15 protein-coding genes are annotated in these 18417 nt (G+C 73.0%); 7 read left to right on the plus strand and 8 right to left on the minus strand.

The genetic code is table 11. The annotated features are described in order from the left end of the window. Positions 1-134: 134 nt before the first annotated feature. The 4 genes from ACIBEF_RS23980 to ACIBEF_RS23995 all read right to left on the minus strand — a co-directional run bounded on the left by ACIBEF_RS23980 (position 135) and on the right by ACIBEF_RS23995 (position 4008). Complete coding sequence (locus ACIBEF_RS23980) at positions 135-683, minus strand: DUF1062 domain-containing protein (RefSeq protein ID WP_396795391.1); 549 nt, start codon at positions 681-683, stop codon at positions 135-137. Between the two features lie 216 nt (positions 684-899). Continuing rightward, positions 900-1961 (minus strand): Gfo/Idh/MocA family oxidoreductase, encoded by a 1062-nt coding sequence (locus ACIBEF_RS23985; protein WP_396795392.1) that lies wholly within the window; start codon positions 1959-1961, stop codon positions 900-902. Positions 1962-2062: 101 nt separating this feature from the next. Beyond that, complete coding sequence (locus ACIBEF_RS23990) at positions 2063-2728, minus strand: response regulator transcription factor (RefSeq protein WP_355006826.1); 666 nt, start codon at positions 2726-2728, stop codon at positions 2063-2065. Continuing rightward, complete coding sequence (locus tag ACIBEF_RS23995; protein WP_396795393.1) at positions 2716-4008, minus strand: sensor domain-containing protein; 1293 nt, start codon at positions 4006-4008, stop codon at positions 2716-2718. Before ACIBEF_RS23995 ends, ACIBEF_RS23990 begins: the two co-directional genes overlap by 13 nt. 163 nt (positions 4009-4171) lie before the next feature. Between ACIBEF_RS23995 and ACIBEF_RS24000 the strand changes: the two genes are divergently transcribed. The 3 genes from ACIBEF_RS24000 to ACIBEF_RS24010 all read left to right on the plus strand — a co-directional run bounded on the left by ACIBEF_RS24000 (position 4172) and on the right by ACIBEF_RS24010 (position 7339). Further along, positions 4172-4867 carry an SDR family NAD(P)-dependent oxidoreductase gene (locus tag ACIBEF_RS24000; protein WP_396795394.1) on the plus strand — a complete coding sequence of 232 codons (696 nt, stop codon included), beginning with the start codon at positions 4172-4174 and terminating at the stop codon, positions 4865-4867. Beyond that, positions 4864-6495 carry an MFS transporter gene (locus ACIBEF_RS24005; protein WP_396795395.1) on the plus strand — a complete coding sequence of 544 codons (1632 nt, stop codon included), beginning with the start codon at positions 4864-4866 and terminating at the stop codon, positions 6493-6495. The genes ACIBEF_RS24000 and ACIBEF_RS24005 overlap by 4 nt, the downstream gene beginning before the upstream one ends. 76 nt (positions 6496-6571) lie before the next feature. Then, complete coding sequence (locus ACIBEF_RS24010; RefSeq protein WP_396795396.1) at positions 6572-7339, plus strand: TetR/AcrR family transcriptional regulator; 768 nt, start codon at positions 6572-6574, stop codon at positions 7337-7339. Positions 7340-7342: 3 nt separating this feature from the next. Here ACIBEF_RS24010 and ACIBEF_RS24015 read toward each other — a convergent pair whose 3' ends face one another. Beyond that, a complete protein-coding gene (locus tag ACIBEF_RS24015) occupies positions 7343-8164 on the minus strand; it encodes a helix-turn-helix transcriptional regulator (RefSeq protein ID WP_396795397.1) in 822 nt (273 codons plus the stop codon). Positions 8165-8295: 131 nt separating this feature from the next. On the opposite strand from ACIBEF_RS24015, the gene ACIBEF_RS24020 reads away from it, so the two are divergent. The 3 genes from ACIBEF_RS24020 (at position 8296) to ACIBEF_RS24030 (ending at position 12698) form a co-directional block, all read left to right on the plus strand. Further along, complete coding sequence (locus ACIBEF_RS24020; protein ID WP_396795398.1) at positions 8296-9213, plus strand: SDR family NAD(P)-dependent oxidoreductase; 918 nt, start codon at positions 8296-8298, stop codon at positions 9211-9213. Between the two features lie 109 nt (positions 9214-9322). Beyond that, on the plus strand, positions 9323-10540 hold the full coding sequence (locus ACIBEF_RS24025) for a low temperature requirement protein A (protein WP_396795399.1): 1218 nt from the start codon (positions 9323-9325) through the stop codon (positions 10538-10540). Then, the gene (locus ACIBEF_RS24030) at positions 10533-12698 is read left to right on the plus strand and encodes a hypothetical protein (RefSeq protein WP_396795400.1); all 2166 of its coding nucleotides are present in this window, start codon (positions 10533-10535) and stop codon (positions 12696-12698) included. Before ACIBEF_RS24025 ends, ACIBEF_RS24030 begins: the two co-directional genes overlap by 8 nt. Before the next feature lie 31 nt (positions 12699-12729). On the opposite strand, the gene ACIBEF_RS24035 is transcribed toward ACIBEF_RS24030, so the two are convergent. From ACIBEF_RS24035 to ACIBEF_RS24045, 3 genes are all read right to left on the minus strand, one after another. Next, positions 12730-13134 (minus strand): hypothetical protein, encoded by a 405-nt coding sequence (locus tag ACIBEF_RS24035; RefSeq protein WP_396795401.1) that lies wholly within the window; start codon positions 13132-13134, stop codon positions 12730-12732. Further along, the gene (locus ACIBEF_RS24040; protein ID WP_396795402.1) at positions 13124-13573 is read right to left on the minus strand and encodes a hypothetical protein; all 450 of its coding nucleotides are present in this window, start codon (positions 13571-13573) and stop codon (positions 13124-13126) included. Before ACIBEF_RS24040 ends, ACIBEF_RS24035 begins: the two co-directional genes overlap by 11 nt. A 365-nt stretch (positions 13574-13938) precedes the next feature. Next, a complete protein-coding gene (locus tag ACIBEF_RS24045; RefSeq protein WP_396795403.1) occupies positions 13939-14817 on the minus strand; it encodes an alpha/beta hydrolase in 879 nt (292 codons plus the stop codon). Between the two features lie 137 nt (positions 14818-14954). Between ACIBEF_RS24045 and ACIBEF_RS24050 the strand changes: the two genes are divergently transcribed. Beyond that, a complete protein-coding gene (locus tag ACIBEF_RS24050) occupies positions 14955-18326 on the plus strand; it encodes a BTAD domain-containing putative transcriptional regulator (protein WP_396795404.1) in 3372 nt (1123 codons plus the stop codon). Positions 18327-18417 lie beyond the last annotated feature (91 nt).

The raw sequence follows: 18417 nt of genomic DNA on the forward strand, positions 1-18417 counted from the left end.
CCGCGATCTGGCACAACCGGACCACCGGCCAGCCCGTGACGAGATCCCTGATCGCCTACGACCACTGAACCAACTTCGGACTTACTCGTCTAGGGCCTGCCCGGCGTCCTGCCGGACAGGCCCCGAGGATCGGCTCAGCGCTTCAGCGTGAAGGTGAAGTCGCCGGAGGGCTTGCCGCTCAACCGGAATGCCGACACGACCTTGCCCTCCATGATCAGTCGGTCGACCTCGCCGCGCGACAGACGGCAACCCTCAGCGACCAGCCGGGTCGGTCGGACCGGGACCCGTGCCGCGTTGCGGACCGCGACGTCGATCACGTCGAGGTCCAGGTGCTCCGATCCGCCGGTGTCGAGACGCCAGGCGTCGGTCCAGTCCAGGGCGAATCGGTTCCGGTGCTGGACGGCCGGATCCTGGAGCAGTTCGGCGATCAGGCCACCATCGTTGGTGTGGAGCCGGTCCAGCCGTTCGGGTGGGATGGTGCGCACGGTCATCCGTTCCAGGACGGTGAGTTTCGCCGTCTCCCCGCACTCGGTGCAGAGCACGAGAAGCCAGACGTCGAGGAGCTTGTGGTTGGCGTTGACACGGAACTTGCCGCTCGCCCGAAGGCGTTGGGACGGGCACGCGTGGCAACGGCGGTTGACGATCGGCAGGCAGGTGGGCACGACGGCCCAGTGAATGAGCACAGAGGTACACCGGTTTCAGTGAGAAGTCCGCAGCAAAAAGGAGCGCGGCGCACAGGCGCGACGCGCGACAGATCAGCTCTCGGGAGGTCTCACAGGGTGTACAACGGCACGTCCTTGCCTAGACGACCTGGTTGCGCAGCACGGTAACGGCGCGCGGCGGCGCCGCTCCACTGGTTTTACGCGTCAGGAGCCCGGGTGGCGGGACGAGCGAACCGGTCAGTCCTTCGGGACCGGCAGGACCACGCCCTCGGCCGCCGACCGGTGGGCCAGCTCGATCAACTCGACAGTGTGGACGGAGTCCCGTGGGTCCACCGGCATCGGCGTGCCGTCGCGCAGCGCAGCCGCCACCTGGGCGTAGAAGCTCTGGTACGCGCCGGGTTCGGTCGGCACGGGCCGCAGGTCACCGTCGACGCCGAGCAGGCCGTAGCGGTCCGGCGGGAACTCACCCCAGCCCGGCTGGTCCGGGCGGCCACCGTCGTGCAGCGCCGCCTCCTGCACGTCCAGCCCGTAGCTGGTGTAGCCGGCCCGGTCGCCCAGCACCCGCAGGCGCGGCCCGAGCTGAGCGGTCACCGCACCCATCCACAGGTGCGAGTGGACCCCGCTGGCGTGGGTCAACGCCACGAAGGCGTCGTCGTCGACGGCCGCGCCCGCCCGGCGACGGTCCACCTCCGCGTACACCCTCTCGACCTGGCCGAACAGCTGCACCGCCTGGTCGACGAGGTGGGCGCCGAGGTCGAAGAGGGCGCCGCCGGCCTCCTCCGGACCGGCCAGCTCCCGCCAGCCCGGCTTGATCGTCGGACGGAACCGCTCGAACCGGGACTCGAAGCGCAGCACCTGCCCCAACTCGCCCTGCTCGACCAGGCGGCGGACGGTCAGGAAGTCGCCGTCCCAGCGCCGGTTCTGGAAGACCGTCAGCGGCACCCCACGCTCGGTCGCCTCGTCGATCAGCGCGCGGCCCTCCGCGGCGGTCGGGGAGAGGGGCTTGTCGACGACGACCGGCAGGCCGGCGGCGAGCGCCGCGCGCGCCATCGGCACGTGCTGCCGGTTCGGCGTCGCCACCACGACCAGGTCCAGGGCGTCCGGGGTACGCCACAGCTCGTCGGCGTCGTCGACCAGGCGGGCGTCCGGGAAGTGCTGCCGCGCCTGCTCGCGTCGCTGCGGATCACGGGTCACGATGGCGTCGAGCCGCAGCCCGGGGGTCGCGGCGATCAGCGGCGCGTGGAACACCCGGCCCGCCAGCCCGTACCCCAGCAGACCAACCCGCAGCGCCTTCGCCATGCCGTGCCCCCGTCTCCCTGGTCCGCGCCCTGATCTGGCCCGGTACCGCTGAGAAGAATCTACGCCGGGGGCGGTCGGGCCCGATCTCGGCCCGGTGCCGGTCAGGTCACCGGGTCGGCGCGCAGGTAGGTGAGGACCGCGAGCACGCGCCGGTTGGTGTCGTCGCTGGGGGGCAGGTCGAGCTTCAGCAGGATGTTGCCGACGTGCTTGCCGACCGCCGCCTCGCTGACGTGCAACCGGCCGGCGATCGAGGCGTTGGACCGCCCCTCGGCGAGCAGCGCCAACACCTCGCGTTCCCGGGCGGACAGCGCGGCGAGCGGGTCGCGGGGGCGGTGCAGCAGTTGCCGGACCACGTCCGGGTCGATGGCGGTGCCGCCGTCGGCGACCCGGCGCAGCGTGTCGACGAACTCGGTGACCTCGGCGACCCGGTCCTTGAGCAGGTAGCCGACGCGTTGGCCGTCGCCGCTGTCCAGCAGCGCCGCCGCGTACCCGGTCTGTACGTACTGGCTGAGCACCACGACCGGGAGGTCAGGTCGCTCGGTGCGCAGCGTGACGGCCGCGCGCAGCCCGTCGTCGCGGCGGCCCGGCGGCATCCGGATATCGGTCAGCACCAGGTCCGGTTGGTGGTCGCGGGCCGCCGCCAGCAGGTCCGGTGCGGAGCCGACGGCCGCGCACACGGTGAAGTCGAAGCGGGTCAGCAGCGCGACCAGACCCTCCCGCAGCAGCACCTCGTCCTCGGCGAGCACCACCCGGGTCACCGACGACATGGCAGCTCCACCCGGACCACTGTAGGACCGCCGGGCGGGCTGGACAGCAGCAGCCGGCCGTCCACCGCGGCGACCCGGTCGGCGAGCCCGGTCAGGCCGGTACCCCGGGCCGGGTCGGCGCCGCCGTGACCGTCGTCGGTCACCTCGACGACGAGGTCACCGCCGACCCGGCTGAGGCGTACGTCGGCGCGGGTCGCCCGGGCGTGCCGGGCCACGTTGCCCAGCGCCTCGGAGACCACGAAGTAGGCGGTGGTGTCCACGATCTCCGGCAGCTCGTCGTGCAGGTCGGCGTGCACGGCGACCGGGATGGTGGCGGCGTCGGCCAGCTCGCGGACGGCGCCGGCCAGGCCGAGGTCGGTGAGGCTCTGCGGCCGGATGCCGTGCACCAACTGCCGCAGCATCACCATCAGGCCCCGGGCCTGGTCGTGCGCCACGGCGAGGGGGCGGGACGCGGGAGAGTCCTCGGGTACGTCCAGCCGGGCCAGCCCGAGCTGGAGGGTGAGGCTGGTCAGCCGCGGCTGGGCACCGTCGTGCAGGTCGCGCTCGATCCGACGGCGTTCGGCCTCGTACGCGCCGACCAGTCGGGTGCGGGAGCGGGTGACCTCGCGCAGCGCCGCCGCGTCCACCGGGTGGGCCAGCAACCACCGGGCCACGGCTGCCTGGGCGGCGGCGAGCAGACCGACGGCGTACCAGAGAACCGGGATCAGCAGCACCCCCACGATGGCGTACGGGATGGCTTCGCCGGTGCTGTCGATCGGCTGCCAGATCACCACCGGCTGGTTGGCGTCTCCGGCCAGCCAGGGGCTGGAGATCATTCCGAGGTCGAGCAGCACCAGCACCAGGAACACCCAGTAGGCGACCGGAGTGAACCCGCCCAGCCAGAACAGGTAGGCCACCTCCCGCCAGGTCGCGGCGTTGCGGTAGCGGGCGACCAGGCCCGGCCAGGGCGACGAGGGCAGCGGGCGACCGTCGACGAGCCCGACCCGCCACCGCTCGACGACGGCCACCGGGAAGCTCACGAGCGGGGCCAACGCCAACAGGGTGAGGCTGCCGGTCGCCAGGAACAGCATCAGCGCGATGCTCGGTGGTCGGCCGTGCAGGCGGAGCCCGTTGGCGGCGGCCAGTAGCGGCGCGCCGATGACGAGCAGCCCGACGCCGAGCACGCCGGCGATCGGCACCGTGGTGACCAGGTAGGCCAGCGCGCGCCAGGGCCACGCGGAGATCAGCCAGCGGCGGCGGCGCAGCGCCTCGGCCAGGTGCGAAGGGTGTTCCGTGGTCATGCAGCAGACGCTAATCGGGGGCGACCGGGTGCCCCAGCCGTCCAGATCCACTCTTCGAGGTATGCCCAGCACTACCGGCGAACGGGTGTGCGGGGTCCGGAAACGGGAAGAACGGGCCGTCACGTGGCTCGCGTGACCTGTGCTGGGCGGCGGCTGGAGTGACATGGGTGCCAAGACTTTCGTGGTGGTCGGCGGGACCAGTGGTCTCGGCCTCGCGGTGGCCCGACTGCTCGTCGACGAGCATCACGTGGTGGTGTTCGGCAACGTGCCGGCCGAGGTCGCCGCCGCGGCCGACGAGCTGGGTTGCGACGGCGCCGTCTGCGACATCTCCTCCTACGAGCAGGTCCGTGACGGGTTCGCCGAGGTGGTCGAGCGCTACGGCACGATCGACGGGGTGGCGGCCTGCGCCTCGATGTGGGCGGGCGGCGACCTGGGGGACCTGTCGGTCGAGCACATCCGCAAGGCCGTGGAGATCAACGTTCTGGGCATCACCTACCTGCTGCGGGAGGCGGTGCAGCACCTGCACCGGCAGGGCCACGGCAACGTCGTCTACATCGGCGCGATGGCGCTGGCGGCACCCCGGCCCGGCATCCCCGTCTACCGGGCCACCAAGAGCTATGGCAGCAGCCTTGTCGACTCGCTGGCCGAGGGTCAGCACAGCAACCGGGTCAAGGTGATGCAGCTGCATCCCGGGCCGATGCCGACCCGGCTACAGGAACGGGTGGGTGCCGAGTTCCTGGACGAGGTGTACGCCATGCCCGAACAGGTCGCCACCGAGGTCGTCCGGTTGCTGCTGCTCGAACCCGACGACCTCTACGTTTCCGGTGAGCGCGTGCTGCGCGCGGACGGGCGGTGGTGACGGCCGCAGTCGGACCCGCCGACCGTCCGGTCTCGGCCTGGGCGCCGCTGCGGACGGCGGTCTACCGCAACCTGTGGCTGGCCCTGCTCGCCGCCAACATCGGCACCTGGATGCAGACCGTCGGCGCGCAGTGGCTGCTGATCAACCACTCCAACGCCTCCACCCTCGTCGCGTTGGTGCAGACCGCCGGTCTGTTGCCGGTGCTGCTGCTGGCGTTGCCCGCCGGGGTGCTGGCCGACAGCTTCGACCGCCGGCACCTGCTGATCGCCGTGCAGCTGTTCCTGGTGGCGGTGGCGGTCGTGTTGACGCTGCTCACCCTGACCGACCGGATGCCGCCCGCGCTGCTGCTCACCCTCACCTTCGCGTTCGGTGTCGGGCAGGCGCTGACCCTGCCGGCCTGGGCGGCGGTGATCCCGGAGCTGGTGCCGCAGGAACAACTCCGGTCGGCGTCCGCGCTCGGGTCGATAAGCGTGAACGTGGCGAGGGCGGTCGGACCCGCGGTGGCCGGCGTGCTGATCGCCCGTACCGGCGTCGCCCCGGTCTTCGGCATCAACGCGGTCGCCTTCGCGATCTTCGCGTACGCGCTGTGGCGCTGGCGACCCGGTAACGCCCGCGCGGTCGAGGTGCCGGAGCGGTTCACCGCCGCGTTGCGCGCCGGCAGCCGCTACGTACGCCACTCGCCGATCGTCCGCCGGCTGTTGCGCCGTGCGTTGGTCTTCGTGGTCCCGGCCAGCGCGTTGTGGGCGTTGCTGCCGTTGGTGGCGAGTCGGCGGCTGGGGCTGGGCTCCGGCGGGTACGGAGTGCTGTTGGCCGCCCTCGGCGTGGGCGCCATCGCGGGTGGCGTTCTGCTGGCCGTGATCCGCACCCGGCTGACGGCCAACCAGCTCCTGCTGATCGCCGGGGCGCTGTTCACCGTGGCGCTGACCGTCGTCGGCACCGTCCGGGCGGTGCCGCTGGTGCTGCTCGCCCTGCTGCCCGCCGGGATGGCCTGGGTGACGGTGCTGGCCAACGTCAACGCCGAGATGCAGCTCTTCCTGCCCAGTTGGGTACGGGCCCGGGGCCTGGCCGTCTACCAGGTGTGCTTCGCCGGTGGGCAGGCCGCCGGTGCGCTGCTGTGGGGTCTGGTGGCCGAGATGGCCGGGCTGCTCCCCGCGTACCTGGCGGCGGCGGCCCTGATGCTTCTGGGCACCCTGACGAGTCGGATCTGGCCGTTGCCGGACCTGCGCTCGGTCAACCGGGAACCGGCTGCCTACTGGCCGCAACTACACCTGGCGCGGGAGCCGGACCCGGGGGTGGGGCCGGTGCTGGTGACGGTGCAGTACACGGTCCGGCCGGAGCGGACCCAACGGTTCCTGGCGGCGATGGACCTGGTGCGGGGCGCGCGGCAGCGGACCGGCGCGATGCGTTGGGGGCTGTTCCGCCCGGCCGAGACGGTGGACCGGTTCGTCGAGGTGTACCTGGTGCCGTCCTGGGACGAGCACCTGCGCCAGCACGGCGGCCGGTTGACAGGTGAGGATCGCGCGGCCGAGCAACGGGCCCGGGAGCTGACCGACGGGGAACCGGAGGTCCGACACCTGGTGCCCGCCGCGGCCGGCCCGACGCTGTCGGACGACCGCGAGGCGCTCTGACACCGCGCGGCACCCCCGGAGCAGGGCCGCCGCGGCCGCGTACGACGTACGGTCTCGTTGTTAGGATGGCCGCACCATGGCGACTGAGCGCAAGGCGACCGCGGACCCGGCCCGCAGCCTGGCCCTTCTCTGGCGCACCCGGGAGCCGACCAGCCGCAGCGCCGGTCCGGCGCTCAGCGTCGACCGGATCGTCCGGGTCGCGATCGACATCGCCGACGCCGAGGGGCTCGACGCGCTGACCATGCGCCGGGTCGGTGAGGCGCTGGGGGTCGGCACGATGTCGGTCTACACCTACGTGCCGGGCAAGGCCGAACTCGTCGCCGTCATGATCGACACCGCGTACGGCGAGATGCCACGCCCCGCCGTCGAGGGTGGCTGGCGGACGCGGTTGGAGCGGATCGCCCGCGACAATCTGGCGCTCTACCAGCGGCATCCCTGGATGCTGCGGGCCGAGACGACCCGACCGGTGCTCGGTCCGCACCTGATGGCCAAGTACGACTACGAGCTGAGCGCCCTCGTCGACATCGGGCTCACCGACGTCGAGGTCGACGCCGTGCTCACCCTCGTGCTGGGCCACGTGAAGAGCGCCGCCCGGGCCGCCTCCGAGGTGGTCGACCTGGAGCGCGAGACCGGCATGACAGATGGCCAGTGGTGGCAGTCGCACGCGCCCTGGCTGGAGACATTCCTGAAGCCCGACGCCTACCCGACCGCGTCCAGGGTCGGCACCGCGGCCGGCCAGCAGCACGGTGCCGCGTACGGCCCGGAGTACGCGTTCGAGTTCGGTCTGCAACGCGTCCTCGACGGGATCTCGGTGGTGGTCGCCGAGCGGGCGGCCAACCGGTAGCCGCTAGCGCGGTGCTGCCCGTCGAGCCAGCCGGGCCAGCGAGCGTGCCGACGGGCTGCCCGGCTCGGCGTGATAGACCACCAGCGACTGGGTGGTGCCGCTGATCGTGAGCTTCTCGTAGCGCAGCGCCAACTCGCCCACCTCCGGGTGCTGGAACACCCGCACCCCGCCGCCGGCGCGGGCCGTGACGTCGTGCCGGGCCCACAACCGCCGAAACCGTTCGCTGCCGGCCGTCAGCTCCCGCACCAGCTCGACGAGGTGGGGGTCGTCCACCTCGGGGCCGACCTGTGCGCGCAGGCCGGCCACCGCGTTGGCCGCGACAGCCGTCAGAGCCGGGTAGAGCGCCGGCATGCTCGGGTCCAGGAAGACCGCGCGCAGGAGATTCACCCCGGCGGTGAAGATCGGCGCCAGCGCGGTCGCGGCGGGGTTGGCGAAGAGCACGTCCAGGGGTCGACCGTGCACGAAGGCCGGCGTCTCGGCCCACGAACCGACCAACTGCCGGATGCCCACCGGCACCCGCTCCGAGGGTCGCGCCGCCCGGCGGGCCGGCACCGGCCGGGCCAGGGCGTGCAGGTGTGCCGCCGCGTCCGCGTCCAGCCTCAACGCGCGGGCCAGCGCCTCGACCACCTGCGCCGACGGGTGCCGGTCACGCCCCTGCTCCAACCGCAGGTAGTAGTCGGCGCTGATGCCGGCGAGCAGGGCGGCCTCCTCGCGCCGCAGGCCGGGGACCCGCCGACGGCCGTGCGCGGGCAAGCCGACGTCACCCGGCCCGATCAGCTCGCGCCGGGCACGCAGGTATTCGCCCAGCGGGCCGGCCGCGCTCACCCGCCCATCGTAGGAGCCGCCACCGACCGCCCATCCTGGTCCTGCCACTACCAGGAAAAACAGGGAACCGGCTAACGCCTGCCGCCCGGGTGACAGTGTCGGAGTAAGCGTGATCGAGAGACGGGACAGCAATGACAGAGCGCATCACGACCCCCTTCGGTTTCGCCTCCACCGCCGACGAGGTCATCGCCGGGGTGGACCTCAGCGGCAAGCGGGCCATCGTCACCGGGGGTGCCGCCGGCATCGGCATCGAGACGGCCCGTTCGCTCGCCGCTGCCGGCGCCGAGGTCGTGCTCGCGGTCCGCCGGGTCGCGGCGGGTGATCAGGCCGCCGGCGACATCGCGGCCAGCATCGGCGCGGAGCGGGTCACCGTCCGCGCGCTGGACCTGGCCGACCAGGATTCGGTACGCCAGTTCGTCGCCGGCTGGGACCAGCCGCTGCACATCCTGGTCAACAACGCGGGGATCATGGCGCTGCCCGAGCTGGAGCGCACCGCCGAGGGCTGGGAGATGCAGTTCGCCACCAACTTCATGGGGCACTTCGCGTTGACCGTCGGCCTGCACGACGCCCTCGCCGCGGCCGGCGGCGCCCGAGTCGTGTCGGTCAGCTCCAGCGGCAACCTCTTCTCCCCGGTGATCTTCGACGACCTGCACTTCGCGTTCCGGCCGTACGACCCGCTGCTGGCCTACGGGCAGTCCAAGAGCGCCGAGGCCCTGCTCGCCGTGGAAGCCACCCGCCGCTGGTCCGGCGAGGGCGTTTACGCCAACGCGCTGAACCCGGGCGCCATCGCCACCGGGTTGCAGAAGCACACCGGTGGGCTGAAGTCGCCCAGGGAGATGCACAAGACTCCGCAGCAGGGCGCGGCGACCTCCGTCCTGCTCGCGGCGTCCCCCCTGCTGGACGGTGTCGGCGGTCGCTACTTCGAGGACTGCGCCGAGGCCCCGGTCGTCACCGAGCGGCCCGCCGACTACAGCGGCGTGGCCGCGTACGCGGTCGACCCCGGCAACGCCGCGCGGCTCTGGGACGTGGCGTCGGACCTGATGTCGTAGCGCGGCGTCGCCGCCGGCCGGCCAGGCTCGGCGGAACCACTCCGGGCCCGGCAGTCGGGGTGGTACGACTGGGACGGCGGTGGCAGCTGCGGGCCGGGGAAGGATGGCGATGGCAGGCGGGCTTCCGGGACGGCTGCTGCTCCGGCGGGAGAACCCGGGCAAGGCGTCGTTCCTGGAGCTCTTCTTCGACCTGGCGTTCATCTTCGCGTTGACCCGGCTGTCCCGCGCGCTGCTCGACGATCCCAGCCTCACCGGCGGCTTCCAGGTGTCGCTGATGCTGGCCGCGCTCTGGTGGGTGTGGTTCGTGACGGCCTGGTCGGCGGACTGGTTCGACCCCCGCGCCCCGCTGATCGTCGCCCTGCTGCTCTGGGTGATGTTCGGCGGCCTGCTGATGGCCGCGGCCGTACCCAAGGCGTTCGACGGGCACGCCCTGGTGTTCGCTGTCGCCTACGTGGCCATCCACCTGGGTCGGGGAGCGATCCTGATCCCCGCCCTGCGGGGGCACCCGCTACAGGTTCGCAGCCTGCGGGTGGCGATCTGGTTCGGGATCTCCGGCGTGCTCTGGGTGGTCGGGGCGGTCGTGGCCCCGGCCCGCGAGGTGCTCTGGGCACTGGCTCTCGTGCTGGAGTATCTCCTGGCCCGGCTGCGCTGGCCGTTCCCACGGCTCGGACGCAGCACCTGGCCGGAACTCCAGGTGAACGGCAGACACCTGTCCGAGCGGTACCAACAGATCTTCATCATCGCCCTGGGCGAGCTGATCCTGATCTCCGGCGTCACCTACAGCCAGTCCGGCATGGATCAGGACAGCACGCTGGCCTTCGCCCTGGCGTTCGCCACCGCGGTGGCCCTCGCCCGGCTCTACCTGGTGCCCGCCGGCGCACGGCTGGCCACGAGGATCGAGGCGGACGGCCCGCCCGGCAGCAAGGTGACACTCAAGGCGGGCTACCTGCACCTCGTCATGATCGCCGGTGTGCTGTCCACCTCAGTGGCCATGGAGATGACGATCGACGATCCCGGAGGGAACGACACGGGGCAGTTGGCCCTGGGCGTCATCGGCCCGGCGCTGTTCCTGACCGCGCGGATCCACCTCGCGGCAGTGGTCGACGGCAGCCGGCCCTGGGCGCGTCTCATCGGGGTGCCGGCGATCGTCGTAGCCGGGCTGGCGACAGTGAAGCTGCCGCAACTCGTCAACAGCGCCGCCGTCGCCGGAGTGCTGCTGCTCATCGTCCTGGTCGACGGGATGCCCGGCCTGCGGGGATACGCGCGACAGATCAGCGGACGGGACGGGTCAGACCAACGGCGGCACGGGGAGCGGCCCGATGCCTGAGCGAGAGCCGGACCACGACCAACCGCGCAGACCCGACGTGGTGGAGGTGCGGGTGCACGGCGTGTCCGGCGGCGACCCCACCGTCATCCTCGACCGCCCGGGAGTCCGGCAGGTCGCCGGCGACGACAGCGGCGGCTTCCACCGCCCCGATCGGCCGGAGGGCACCGACCCGGACGGGGTGACGCTGGAGGCGTACCGCTGGGGGGACCTGCCCGCGGGCACCGTGGCCCGGACCCTCTCCATGGTCTTCCTGCTGCCGTTCATGTTCAGCAACGTGGCCGTGTGGATGCGACCCACCGGCCGCCGCCGTGCCGTCGGGGTCACCATGCTGTGCCGGCTCCTCGCGCTCAACCTCACGTTGCTGTACGTGGTGGCCATCGCCGGGGTCGCGCTCGACCTTTTCGCCTGGCGGTGTCTCGGTGCGGTCCGCTGCCGTGGGCCCTTCGACACGATGGCCGGGCTCGACGGCCGGCACGTCGGGCAGCGGTTGGCCGTGCTGGCGCTCCTGCCGATCGCCGCCATCGCGTTCCTCATGCTCATCGGCACGCGTCGGTCCCCTTCGGTCGGCAACGGGGTGTGGGCCGTGGAACCGCTGGTGCAGCGGCTGCGAGCGATCCACGTCGCCGCCGCGCTCGCCGTACTCGATCTCATGCTGCTGGTGGCCCGTCACGCCGCTGGCGCGACGGTCGGGACGACGCTGCTGCTGACCCTCAGCGTGGTGGTGCTGCTGGCGTGCGTCGGCCTGCTCGCCGCCCCCGGGCTGATCGACCGGGCCGCGACCGCGCGAACGGCGGAAATGACCGCCCGCACCGCAGGCGTCCTGGCTGTCAGCATGAGTGTGGCGACCCTCGTCGTTGTCGCGCGTGACGACCATGGCTGGCCGTCGTCGACCGGGATGCCCGGCTACGGCGGGATCGCGGCCGCGGCCCTGCTCGGTCAGATGACCCTGCTGGTGGCGCTCAGCGGGCTGGTGCTGTGGCATCGCGGCCATCCGGGCGGACGGTCCACGCTGCGACGTGGCCTGGGCGCGGCGGTCGTCGCCGCCTTCGCGGTCGGCCTGGCCGGCGGGCTCTCCGCCGGCCTCGTCTACCAGATTGGGCAGTTGCTCGGCGGTTACTCCGGCGACGGTGGGCCGCCGTTGCCGTACCGCTGGACGCTCCTGGCCTTCTTCCTGCACGTGGTCGCGGCGGTGCTGGTGTGCGGCGCCCTGACCCTCCTGTCGCGGCGAAGACGACGCGTTGCGGCAACGGCGATCACCCGTCGCGACTTCCCGGTGGTTCCGCCGGAGGCGGCGGGGCGGCTGCGGCTGACGATGACGACCATCGCCCGGGCGAGGTTCACCGAGTGGCTGGGTCTGATCGCGACCACGTACGCGGTGCTCGCGCTGATCGGACTGATCACGAGCCTGCTGGGGCGTACCGGGCGTGAGCCGGAGCAGTTGGCGCGACAGGTGTTCGGGCTGCCGCCACGAGCCGTCGAGATGGGGCTCACCGGAAGCACCTACCTCCTCGCCGGACTGCTTCTCACACTGTTGGCCGGGGGTGTGTTCGCCTATCGGACCGCGTGGTTCCGCCGGCACGTCGGCATTCTGTGGGACCTGGGCACCTTCTGGCCCCGGGCCGCGCACCCGTTCGCCCCGCCGAGCTACGCCGACCGGGCCGTGCCGGAGCTTGCCGACCGGATCAGCCGACTGGCCGAGCGGCACGCCGGGGTGCTGCTCTGCGGGCACAGCCACGGGTCCGCGCTGCTGGCGTTGGCGGTGCTGCGGCTGCCTCCGCGCGTACGCCGGCGGGTAGCGCTGCTCACCTACGGTTCACCGCTGGACCGCCTGTACGCCCGGCTCTTTCCGGCCTATCTCAACGAGCAGGTGCTGCGGGAGGTGGGGGAGCGGGTCGAGTGGCGGTGGCTCAACCTCTGGCGGGAGACCGACCCGGTCGGCGGCTGGGTGTTCGCCGCACACCGACCCGGTGATCCAGCTCCGGACCCGGCCGATCCGGCGGGCCAGGTCGACAGGCGGTTGCGGGACCCGGCGCACCTGCTGCCGACGCCGGGAGAGCGGTCTGCTCCGCCGCTGCGGGGGCATCATCCGGGCGAGACCGACCCCGAGTTCCGGGCGGCGGTGCGTGAACTCACCGAACGCCTTCGCGACGCCGGTTGAGGGTTACCGGCCGCAGGGGCAGCGACACCGGTCAACGATCCATCTCAGGAATCCGGTCGGACTCCGCCACCGTCGCGCGGACCTTGCGCAGGGTGGCGTCGGGGGCCCGGATCGCGGCCCGCCAGCGGTCCAACGTCCGGGTGAGCACCCGGACGACGAACTGCAACTGGTTGACCTGCTCGCGGAGCGTGCCCAGCTCGGACCGGGCGCTCAACGCCTCGCCCTCCAGCTGGGTGATCCGGGTCTGCAACGGCTGAACCAGCGTGAGGGCGGCCTCGGTGAGCGTGTCGGCGGCATCGGCCCTGAACTTGCCGCGCTGCACCACGACGGTGGCGATCGCGGCCAGGCCGGTGCCCCCGCCGAGGATGCCGAGCACGCTGAGCGCCACTTGCACCCAGTGCGGGCAGCCGGCGCGGGTGCGGTAATCACGTGACACCTGCCTGCAACTGTTCGTAGGTCACAAATTCGCATGCTCGGGCCAGTCGACGTAGGTCGATGGCGATCTGTACGGCCCGCCAGAGCGACCCGACCGTCACCGCAATCACGAACGACGTGGCCACGATGGAATTTCGGCCCGACATGACCACCAGGGCCACCGCGTACATGCCGGTGATCGTGCCGAGCACCAGCACCGACGCGAGTTCGAGGCCGAGCCCTGTGGAGAGCCGGCCTGGCCACAGGATGCCCAGTAGTCCACCCACGCCCACCGCGACCAGACCCAGCTCCCAGGCGACCTGGATGGGCTCCGGCATCGACGTCTGAACGGACGTCGGCCGGACATTGAGGGTCATCATGAAGATTCCGCAGAGCGGCGCCGCGGTCAGGACGGCGATCTCGTACGGCTGGTGGCGGGATCGGATACGAAGGTTTCCCACGGCAACTCCTTGGTCGAGGACCGGCGTCCGGCAGCGCCCGGTGGGCCGGTGCCGTTCGGTGGGTCGCGGCCGTGGAGCCGCGAACCGTGCGGCGGAGCCCGGTGTGCGTTGCCTGTGGACGGTCGTTGGGCGAGAAGATGGAGCGACTCGACGTCGTTGGCTGCCGGTATCTGCCTGTGTATCACCGATCGCCGGTTGGCGTCCACCTGTGTAACGTCGCATTCCCGCAGGTCAAGGGGCATGACCCGCTGGTTTTTGGGCGGTGGGAAGTGCGAAGCGCGGCGACCCGGCCGCACTGTCGCCCGGTGACAGCGAGTGTCGGATATCTTCTCCAGGGTGACAGTGGTGGCCGGGTCGCCGGTCGATCAACGAGCGAGCAGGGCGCGCAACGCCCGGAGCACCTCGGCCGGGGCCTCCTCCGCCATGAAGTGCCCGCAGCTGACCGTCTGGTGGTCCAGATCCGACGCCCAGGCCCGCCACACCGCCGCCGCGTCGTAGCCCAGCGCCGCGCCCCAGTCCTGCTGGAGCACCGCCACCGGCATCCGCAGCTGGTTGCCGGCCGCCCGGTCAACGGCGTCGTGGGCCACGTCGATCCCGGCCGACGCCCGGTAGTCGGCGACGATCGAGGGGACGGCGGCGCGGGACGCGCGCAGGTACGCGGCACGCACCTCAGCCGGCAGGGCCTCCGGATCGCGGGTCCAGACGTCCAGGAAATGACCGAAGAAGGCGTCGGGGCTGCCGGCGATCAGCTCTTCGGGCAGGCCGGGTGGCTGCGCCATCAGATAGAGGTGAAACGCCACAGCGGCGCTGGCGCCATGCAACACGTCCCACATGTCCAGCGTGGGTAGCACGTCGAGCAGGGCCAGGTGGCTGATCGCCGCCGGATGGTCGAGGCCGGCCCGGAACGCGACCAGGGCGCCCCGGTCGTGCCCGGCCAGGGCGAACCGCTCGTGACCGAGCGCGCCGGCCAGCGCCACGATGTCGGCGGCCATGGTGCGCTTGGCGTACCCGGTGCCATCGGTGTCGAGGGGCTTGTCGCTGTCGCCGTAGCCGCGCAGGTCCGGGCAGATGACCGTGTGGTCGGCGGCCAGATCGGCGGCGACGTGCCGCCACATGAGGTGAGTCTGCGGAAAGCCGTGCAGCAGCACGATCGCCGGCCCGGAGCCGCCCACGGCGGCGTTGAGCGTCACCCCGTCGGCGACGGTGACGCGTCGGTAGTCGAATCCGTTGATCTTCGGGTCCACGGGGAACCTTCCTGGTGAGCAGTCCCGGCGGGGCGGTGGCCCGTCGCCGTCGTACCTCACCGAGCCTGCCCGGCGGTGATCAGCAGCCGGTCAGCGTCGGATCAGTGCCGGCCGAGCCAACGGCCTAGATTGGTGCCGTGACCAGGCAGCTGACGGCGCCCGTCGCGGTGACCTTCGGCGTACTCGGGCCGGTGATCGCCGCGACCGAGCGCGGCCCGGTCGCCCTGCGGGGACACCGGCAGCGCCTGGTGCTGGGCCGGCTGTTGATCGCCCACGGTCGGGTGGTGCCGGTGGATCGTCTCGTCGACGACCTGTGGGAGGTAGCACCGGACGGCGCGGTGGGCGCGATCCGGACCTTCGTCGCCGACCTGCGCCGGGCCCTGGAGCCTGATCGGCCACCCCGGCAGCCGCCCCGGATCCTGGTCACCGAGCCGCCCGGGTACGCGCTGAAGGCCGCCCCGGACGCGGTGGACGCCGGACAGTTCGAGGCGGCCGTGGGTGAGGCGGCCCGGATGCTGGCGGCCGGGCGTCCCGCGCCGGCCCTGGCCGCGCTGGATTCGGCGCTCGGGCTCTGGCGAGGGCCCGCGTATGCCGACTGCGCCAACGAGTCCTGGGCGGTCGCGGAGATCAACCGGCTGGACGAGCTGAGGATGCTCGCCGTCGAGCGGCGGGCTGAGGCGCTCCTGGCGGTGGGCCGGCCGGACGAGGCCGCCGCTGACCTGCCGGCACACCTGGCCAACCATCCGCTGCGGGAGGACGCGTGGCGGCTGCTCGCGACGGCCCGGTACCGCGCCGGCCGGCAGGGCGACGCACTGGCCGCGCTGCGGGAGGCCCGCCACGTCCTGGTGACCGAGCTGGGGGTGGACCCGGGGCCCGAGCTGCGACGGCTGGAAACCGACATCCTCGCCCAGGCGCCGCACCTCGCCCCGCCCCTCGACCGGGTCGCCACCCCCGGTCCCGGGGAACCCGCGCGACCCGTCGAGACGGAGCAGCGTCCGTTCGTCGGCCGCGACACGGAGCTGGAGCGGCTGCGGCACGCCGCCGAGGCCGCGTCCCGCCGCCGCCAGCCCACGCTCGCCCTGCTCAGCGGCGACCCGGGTGCCGGCAAGACCGCGCTGGCCGAGGCCCTGACCCGGCAACTCGCCGCCGAGGGCTGGGCCACGGCGTGGGGACGCAGCCCGGAGTACGAGGGCGCCCCACCGGCGTGGCCCTGGACCCAGATCACCGACACGCTCGCCGGGACCGCCGTCGTGCCCGCCGCCGTCCCGCCCGCCGCCGTCGCTGCCGACCCGGATGACGGCTCGGCCGACGCACCGGCCGACCCCGCCACCGTACGATTCCGTCGACACCGCGCGGTGGCCTCGCTGATCGCGGCGGTCGCCGACCGGGAGCCGGTCCTGCTGGTCCTCGACGACCTGCACCGCGCCGACGGCGACACCCTGGACCTGCTGACCGCACTGCTCACCGGCCCGCAGCCGGCCAGCGGGCCGGTGCTGATCCTCGGCACCTACCGGGCCACCGAGTTCAGCACGGAGCTGACCGCCACGCTGGCCCGCGCCGCGGGGCTGGAGCCGGTCCGGGAGTATCTTGCCGGCCTGCCCGCGTCGGCGACCGGCGAGCTGGCCGGCGCCATCGTCGGGGCGGAACTCGACCAGGCCACCGCCCGGTCGATCCACCGGCGCAGCGGCGGTAACCCGTTCTTCGTCCGCGAACTGGCCCAGCTGTACGCGAGCACGGGGCAGGCGGGGTTGGCAGCCGTGCCGCCCGGGGTACGCGACGTGATCCGGCACCGGTTGGCGCAGCTACCCGCCTCGACCCGTACCGTGCTGCGGCAGGCGGCCGTGCTCGGTCGGGACCTCGACCCGGACGTGCTGGGCGCGTTGGCCGGTGACCCGACGACAGCGCTGGACGCCGTGGACCGCGCCCTGGCGGCCGGGTTCCTCAGCGAGCGGGAGTCCGACGGGCGGCTGCGCTTCACCCACATCCTGGTCCGCGACACGCTCTACGCCGACCTGTCAGCGCCGCGCCGCGCCGCCTGGCACGCCGCCGTCGCCGAGGTGCTGCGACAGCGGGAACCCGTTGAACCGGCCGCCCTCGCGTACCACCTGCTGCGCGCCGGCGGGCCGGTCCACGCCGCCGAGGCGTCGACGTACGCCCAGGTGGCGGCCGAGCGGGCCGAGCGGGGCGGCAACCCTCACGAGGCGGCCCGCCTGTGGGGCCAGGCGATCGACGCGTACGACAGTGCCGGCGGGATGGAGCCGCGTGGGCGGGTGACCGCGCTGCTCGGCCTGGGGCGGGCGCTGGCCGTGACGGGCCGGCTGGCCGAGGCGCGGCTACGGCGAGCCGAGGCGATCACCGTCGCCGAGTCCACCGGCGACCCCCTGCTGATCCAGGAGGCCCTAGCTGGCTTCGACGTGCCCGCCAGTTGGACGCGCAACGACGACGACCTGCTCTCCGGGCACATCGTCCGGGCAGCCGAACACGCCCTGATCGCGCTCGGCCCGAACGGCTCGGCGCAGCGCAGCCGGCTGCTGAGCACTCTCGCGTTGGAGCTGCGCGGCACCACCACCGACCGTGGCCGCCGCGCCGCCGCCGAGGCCGAGACGATCGCCCGCGACATCGGCGATCCCGCTCTGGTGGCGTTCGCGCTCAACGCCCGCTTCATGCACGCCTTCCACCGCGTCGGTCTGGCCGACGCGCGGGCCCGGATCGGCGTGGAACTGGTCGAGCTGGCCGCCCGGCACCACCTGGTGACCTTCGAGGTGCTCGGCCACCTCGTCCTGGTCCAGGCCAACTGTGCGCTGGCCGACCGGCCCGCCGCCGACGCGCACGCCCGCGCCGCCGACCGCCTCGCCGAGGCGTACGAGCTGCCGTTGGTCGGTGTCTTCACCCGGTGGTACGCCGCGCTGCGGCTGGCGTTGGGGGGCGATCGGGACGCCGCGGCAACCGCGTACCGTGCTGCCGCCGAACAGTTGCCCGCCGACGGTATGCCGGGCCTGGCCCATGGGTTGCTGCCGCTCGCCCTGCTCGGCCTGCGCCTGGCCGACACGGCCAGTGACGCCCCGCCGGCAGGTGACCCCCGGATGGCCGCTGTACCGCGGCCGATTCCCGGGCCGGACGACGAGGACTGGGAGCGGCTGGACTGGGGCCCGCATGAGCCCTGGGTGCGGCCCCTGCTGCTCGCTGCCGCCGACGACCCCGGTGCTGCCACAGCGGCGTTGCGGGCCCTGCCGGACGGGCCGCACGACCTGCTTCGGGAGGTGCGGCTGTGCCTCACCGCGCGGGCGGCGCTGGCCGTCGGCGACCGTCCCACCATGGAACGCGTGGCCCGCGCGCTCCGCCCGGCGGCCACCGAACTGGCTGCCGGCAGCGGGGTGGTCACCGTCGGCCCGGTGGCCGCGCACCTCGCCGATCTGGCCGCCGCGCTGGGCCGCGACGAGGAAGCCGCCGAGCATCGCCGTACCGCCCGGGTGCTCCTGGCACGCGTCCGCGCCGACGACCCATCCTGAGCGCCGAGGCGGGTGTGCCTGGCCAACGCGCTCTGGCTACCCGGCGACTTGCCGGTTTCGGCCGGAACCAGCCGTGGGGTGCGGTCAGATG

Source organism: Micromonospora sp. NPDC050795 (genome assembly GCF_044456785.1).
In the GTDB taxonomy this organism is placed as follows: Bacteria; Actinomycetota; Actinomycetes; order Mycobacteriales; family Micromonosporaceae; genus Micromonospora.

Excerpts from the sequence above, each read along its gene's own strand:
- ACIBEF_RS24010 (WP_396795396.1), top strand. The coding sequence starts at position 6,572 with ATGGCGACTGAGCGCAAGGCGACCGCGGACCCGGCCCGCAGCCTGGCC.
- ACIBEF_RS24025 (WP_396795399.1), top strand. The coding sequence starts at position 9,323 with ATGGCAGGCGGGCTTCCGGGACGGCTGCTGCTCCGGCGGGAGAACCCG.
- ACIBEF_RS24020 (WP_396795398.1), top strand. The coding sequence starts at position 8,296 with ATGACAGAGCGCATCACGACCCCCTTCGGTTTCGCCTCCACCGCCGAC.
- ACIBEF_RS24000 (WP_396795394.1), top strand. The coding sequence starts at position 4,172 with ATGGGTGCCAAGACTTTCGTGGTGGTCGGCGGGACCAGTGGTCTCGGC.
- ACIBEF_RS24030 (WP_396795400.1), top strand. The coding sequence starts at position 10,533 with ATGCCTGAGCGAGAGCCGGACCACGACCAACCGCGCAGACCCGACGTG.
- ACIBEF_RS23990 (WP_355006826.1), bottom strand. The coding sequence starts at position 2,728 with ATGTCGTCGGTGACCCGGGTGGTGCTCGCCGAGGACGAGGTGCTGCTG.
- ACIBEF_RS23985 (WP_396795392.1), bottom strand. The coding sequence starts at position 1,961 with ATGGCGAAGGCGCTGCGGGTTGGTCTGCTGGGGTACGGGCTGGCGGGC.
- ACIBEF_RS23995 (WP_396795393.1), bottom strand. The coding sequence starts at position 4,008 with ATGACCACGGAACACCCTTCGCACCTGGCCGAGGCGCTGCGCCGCCGC.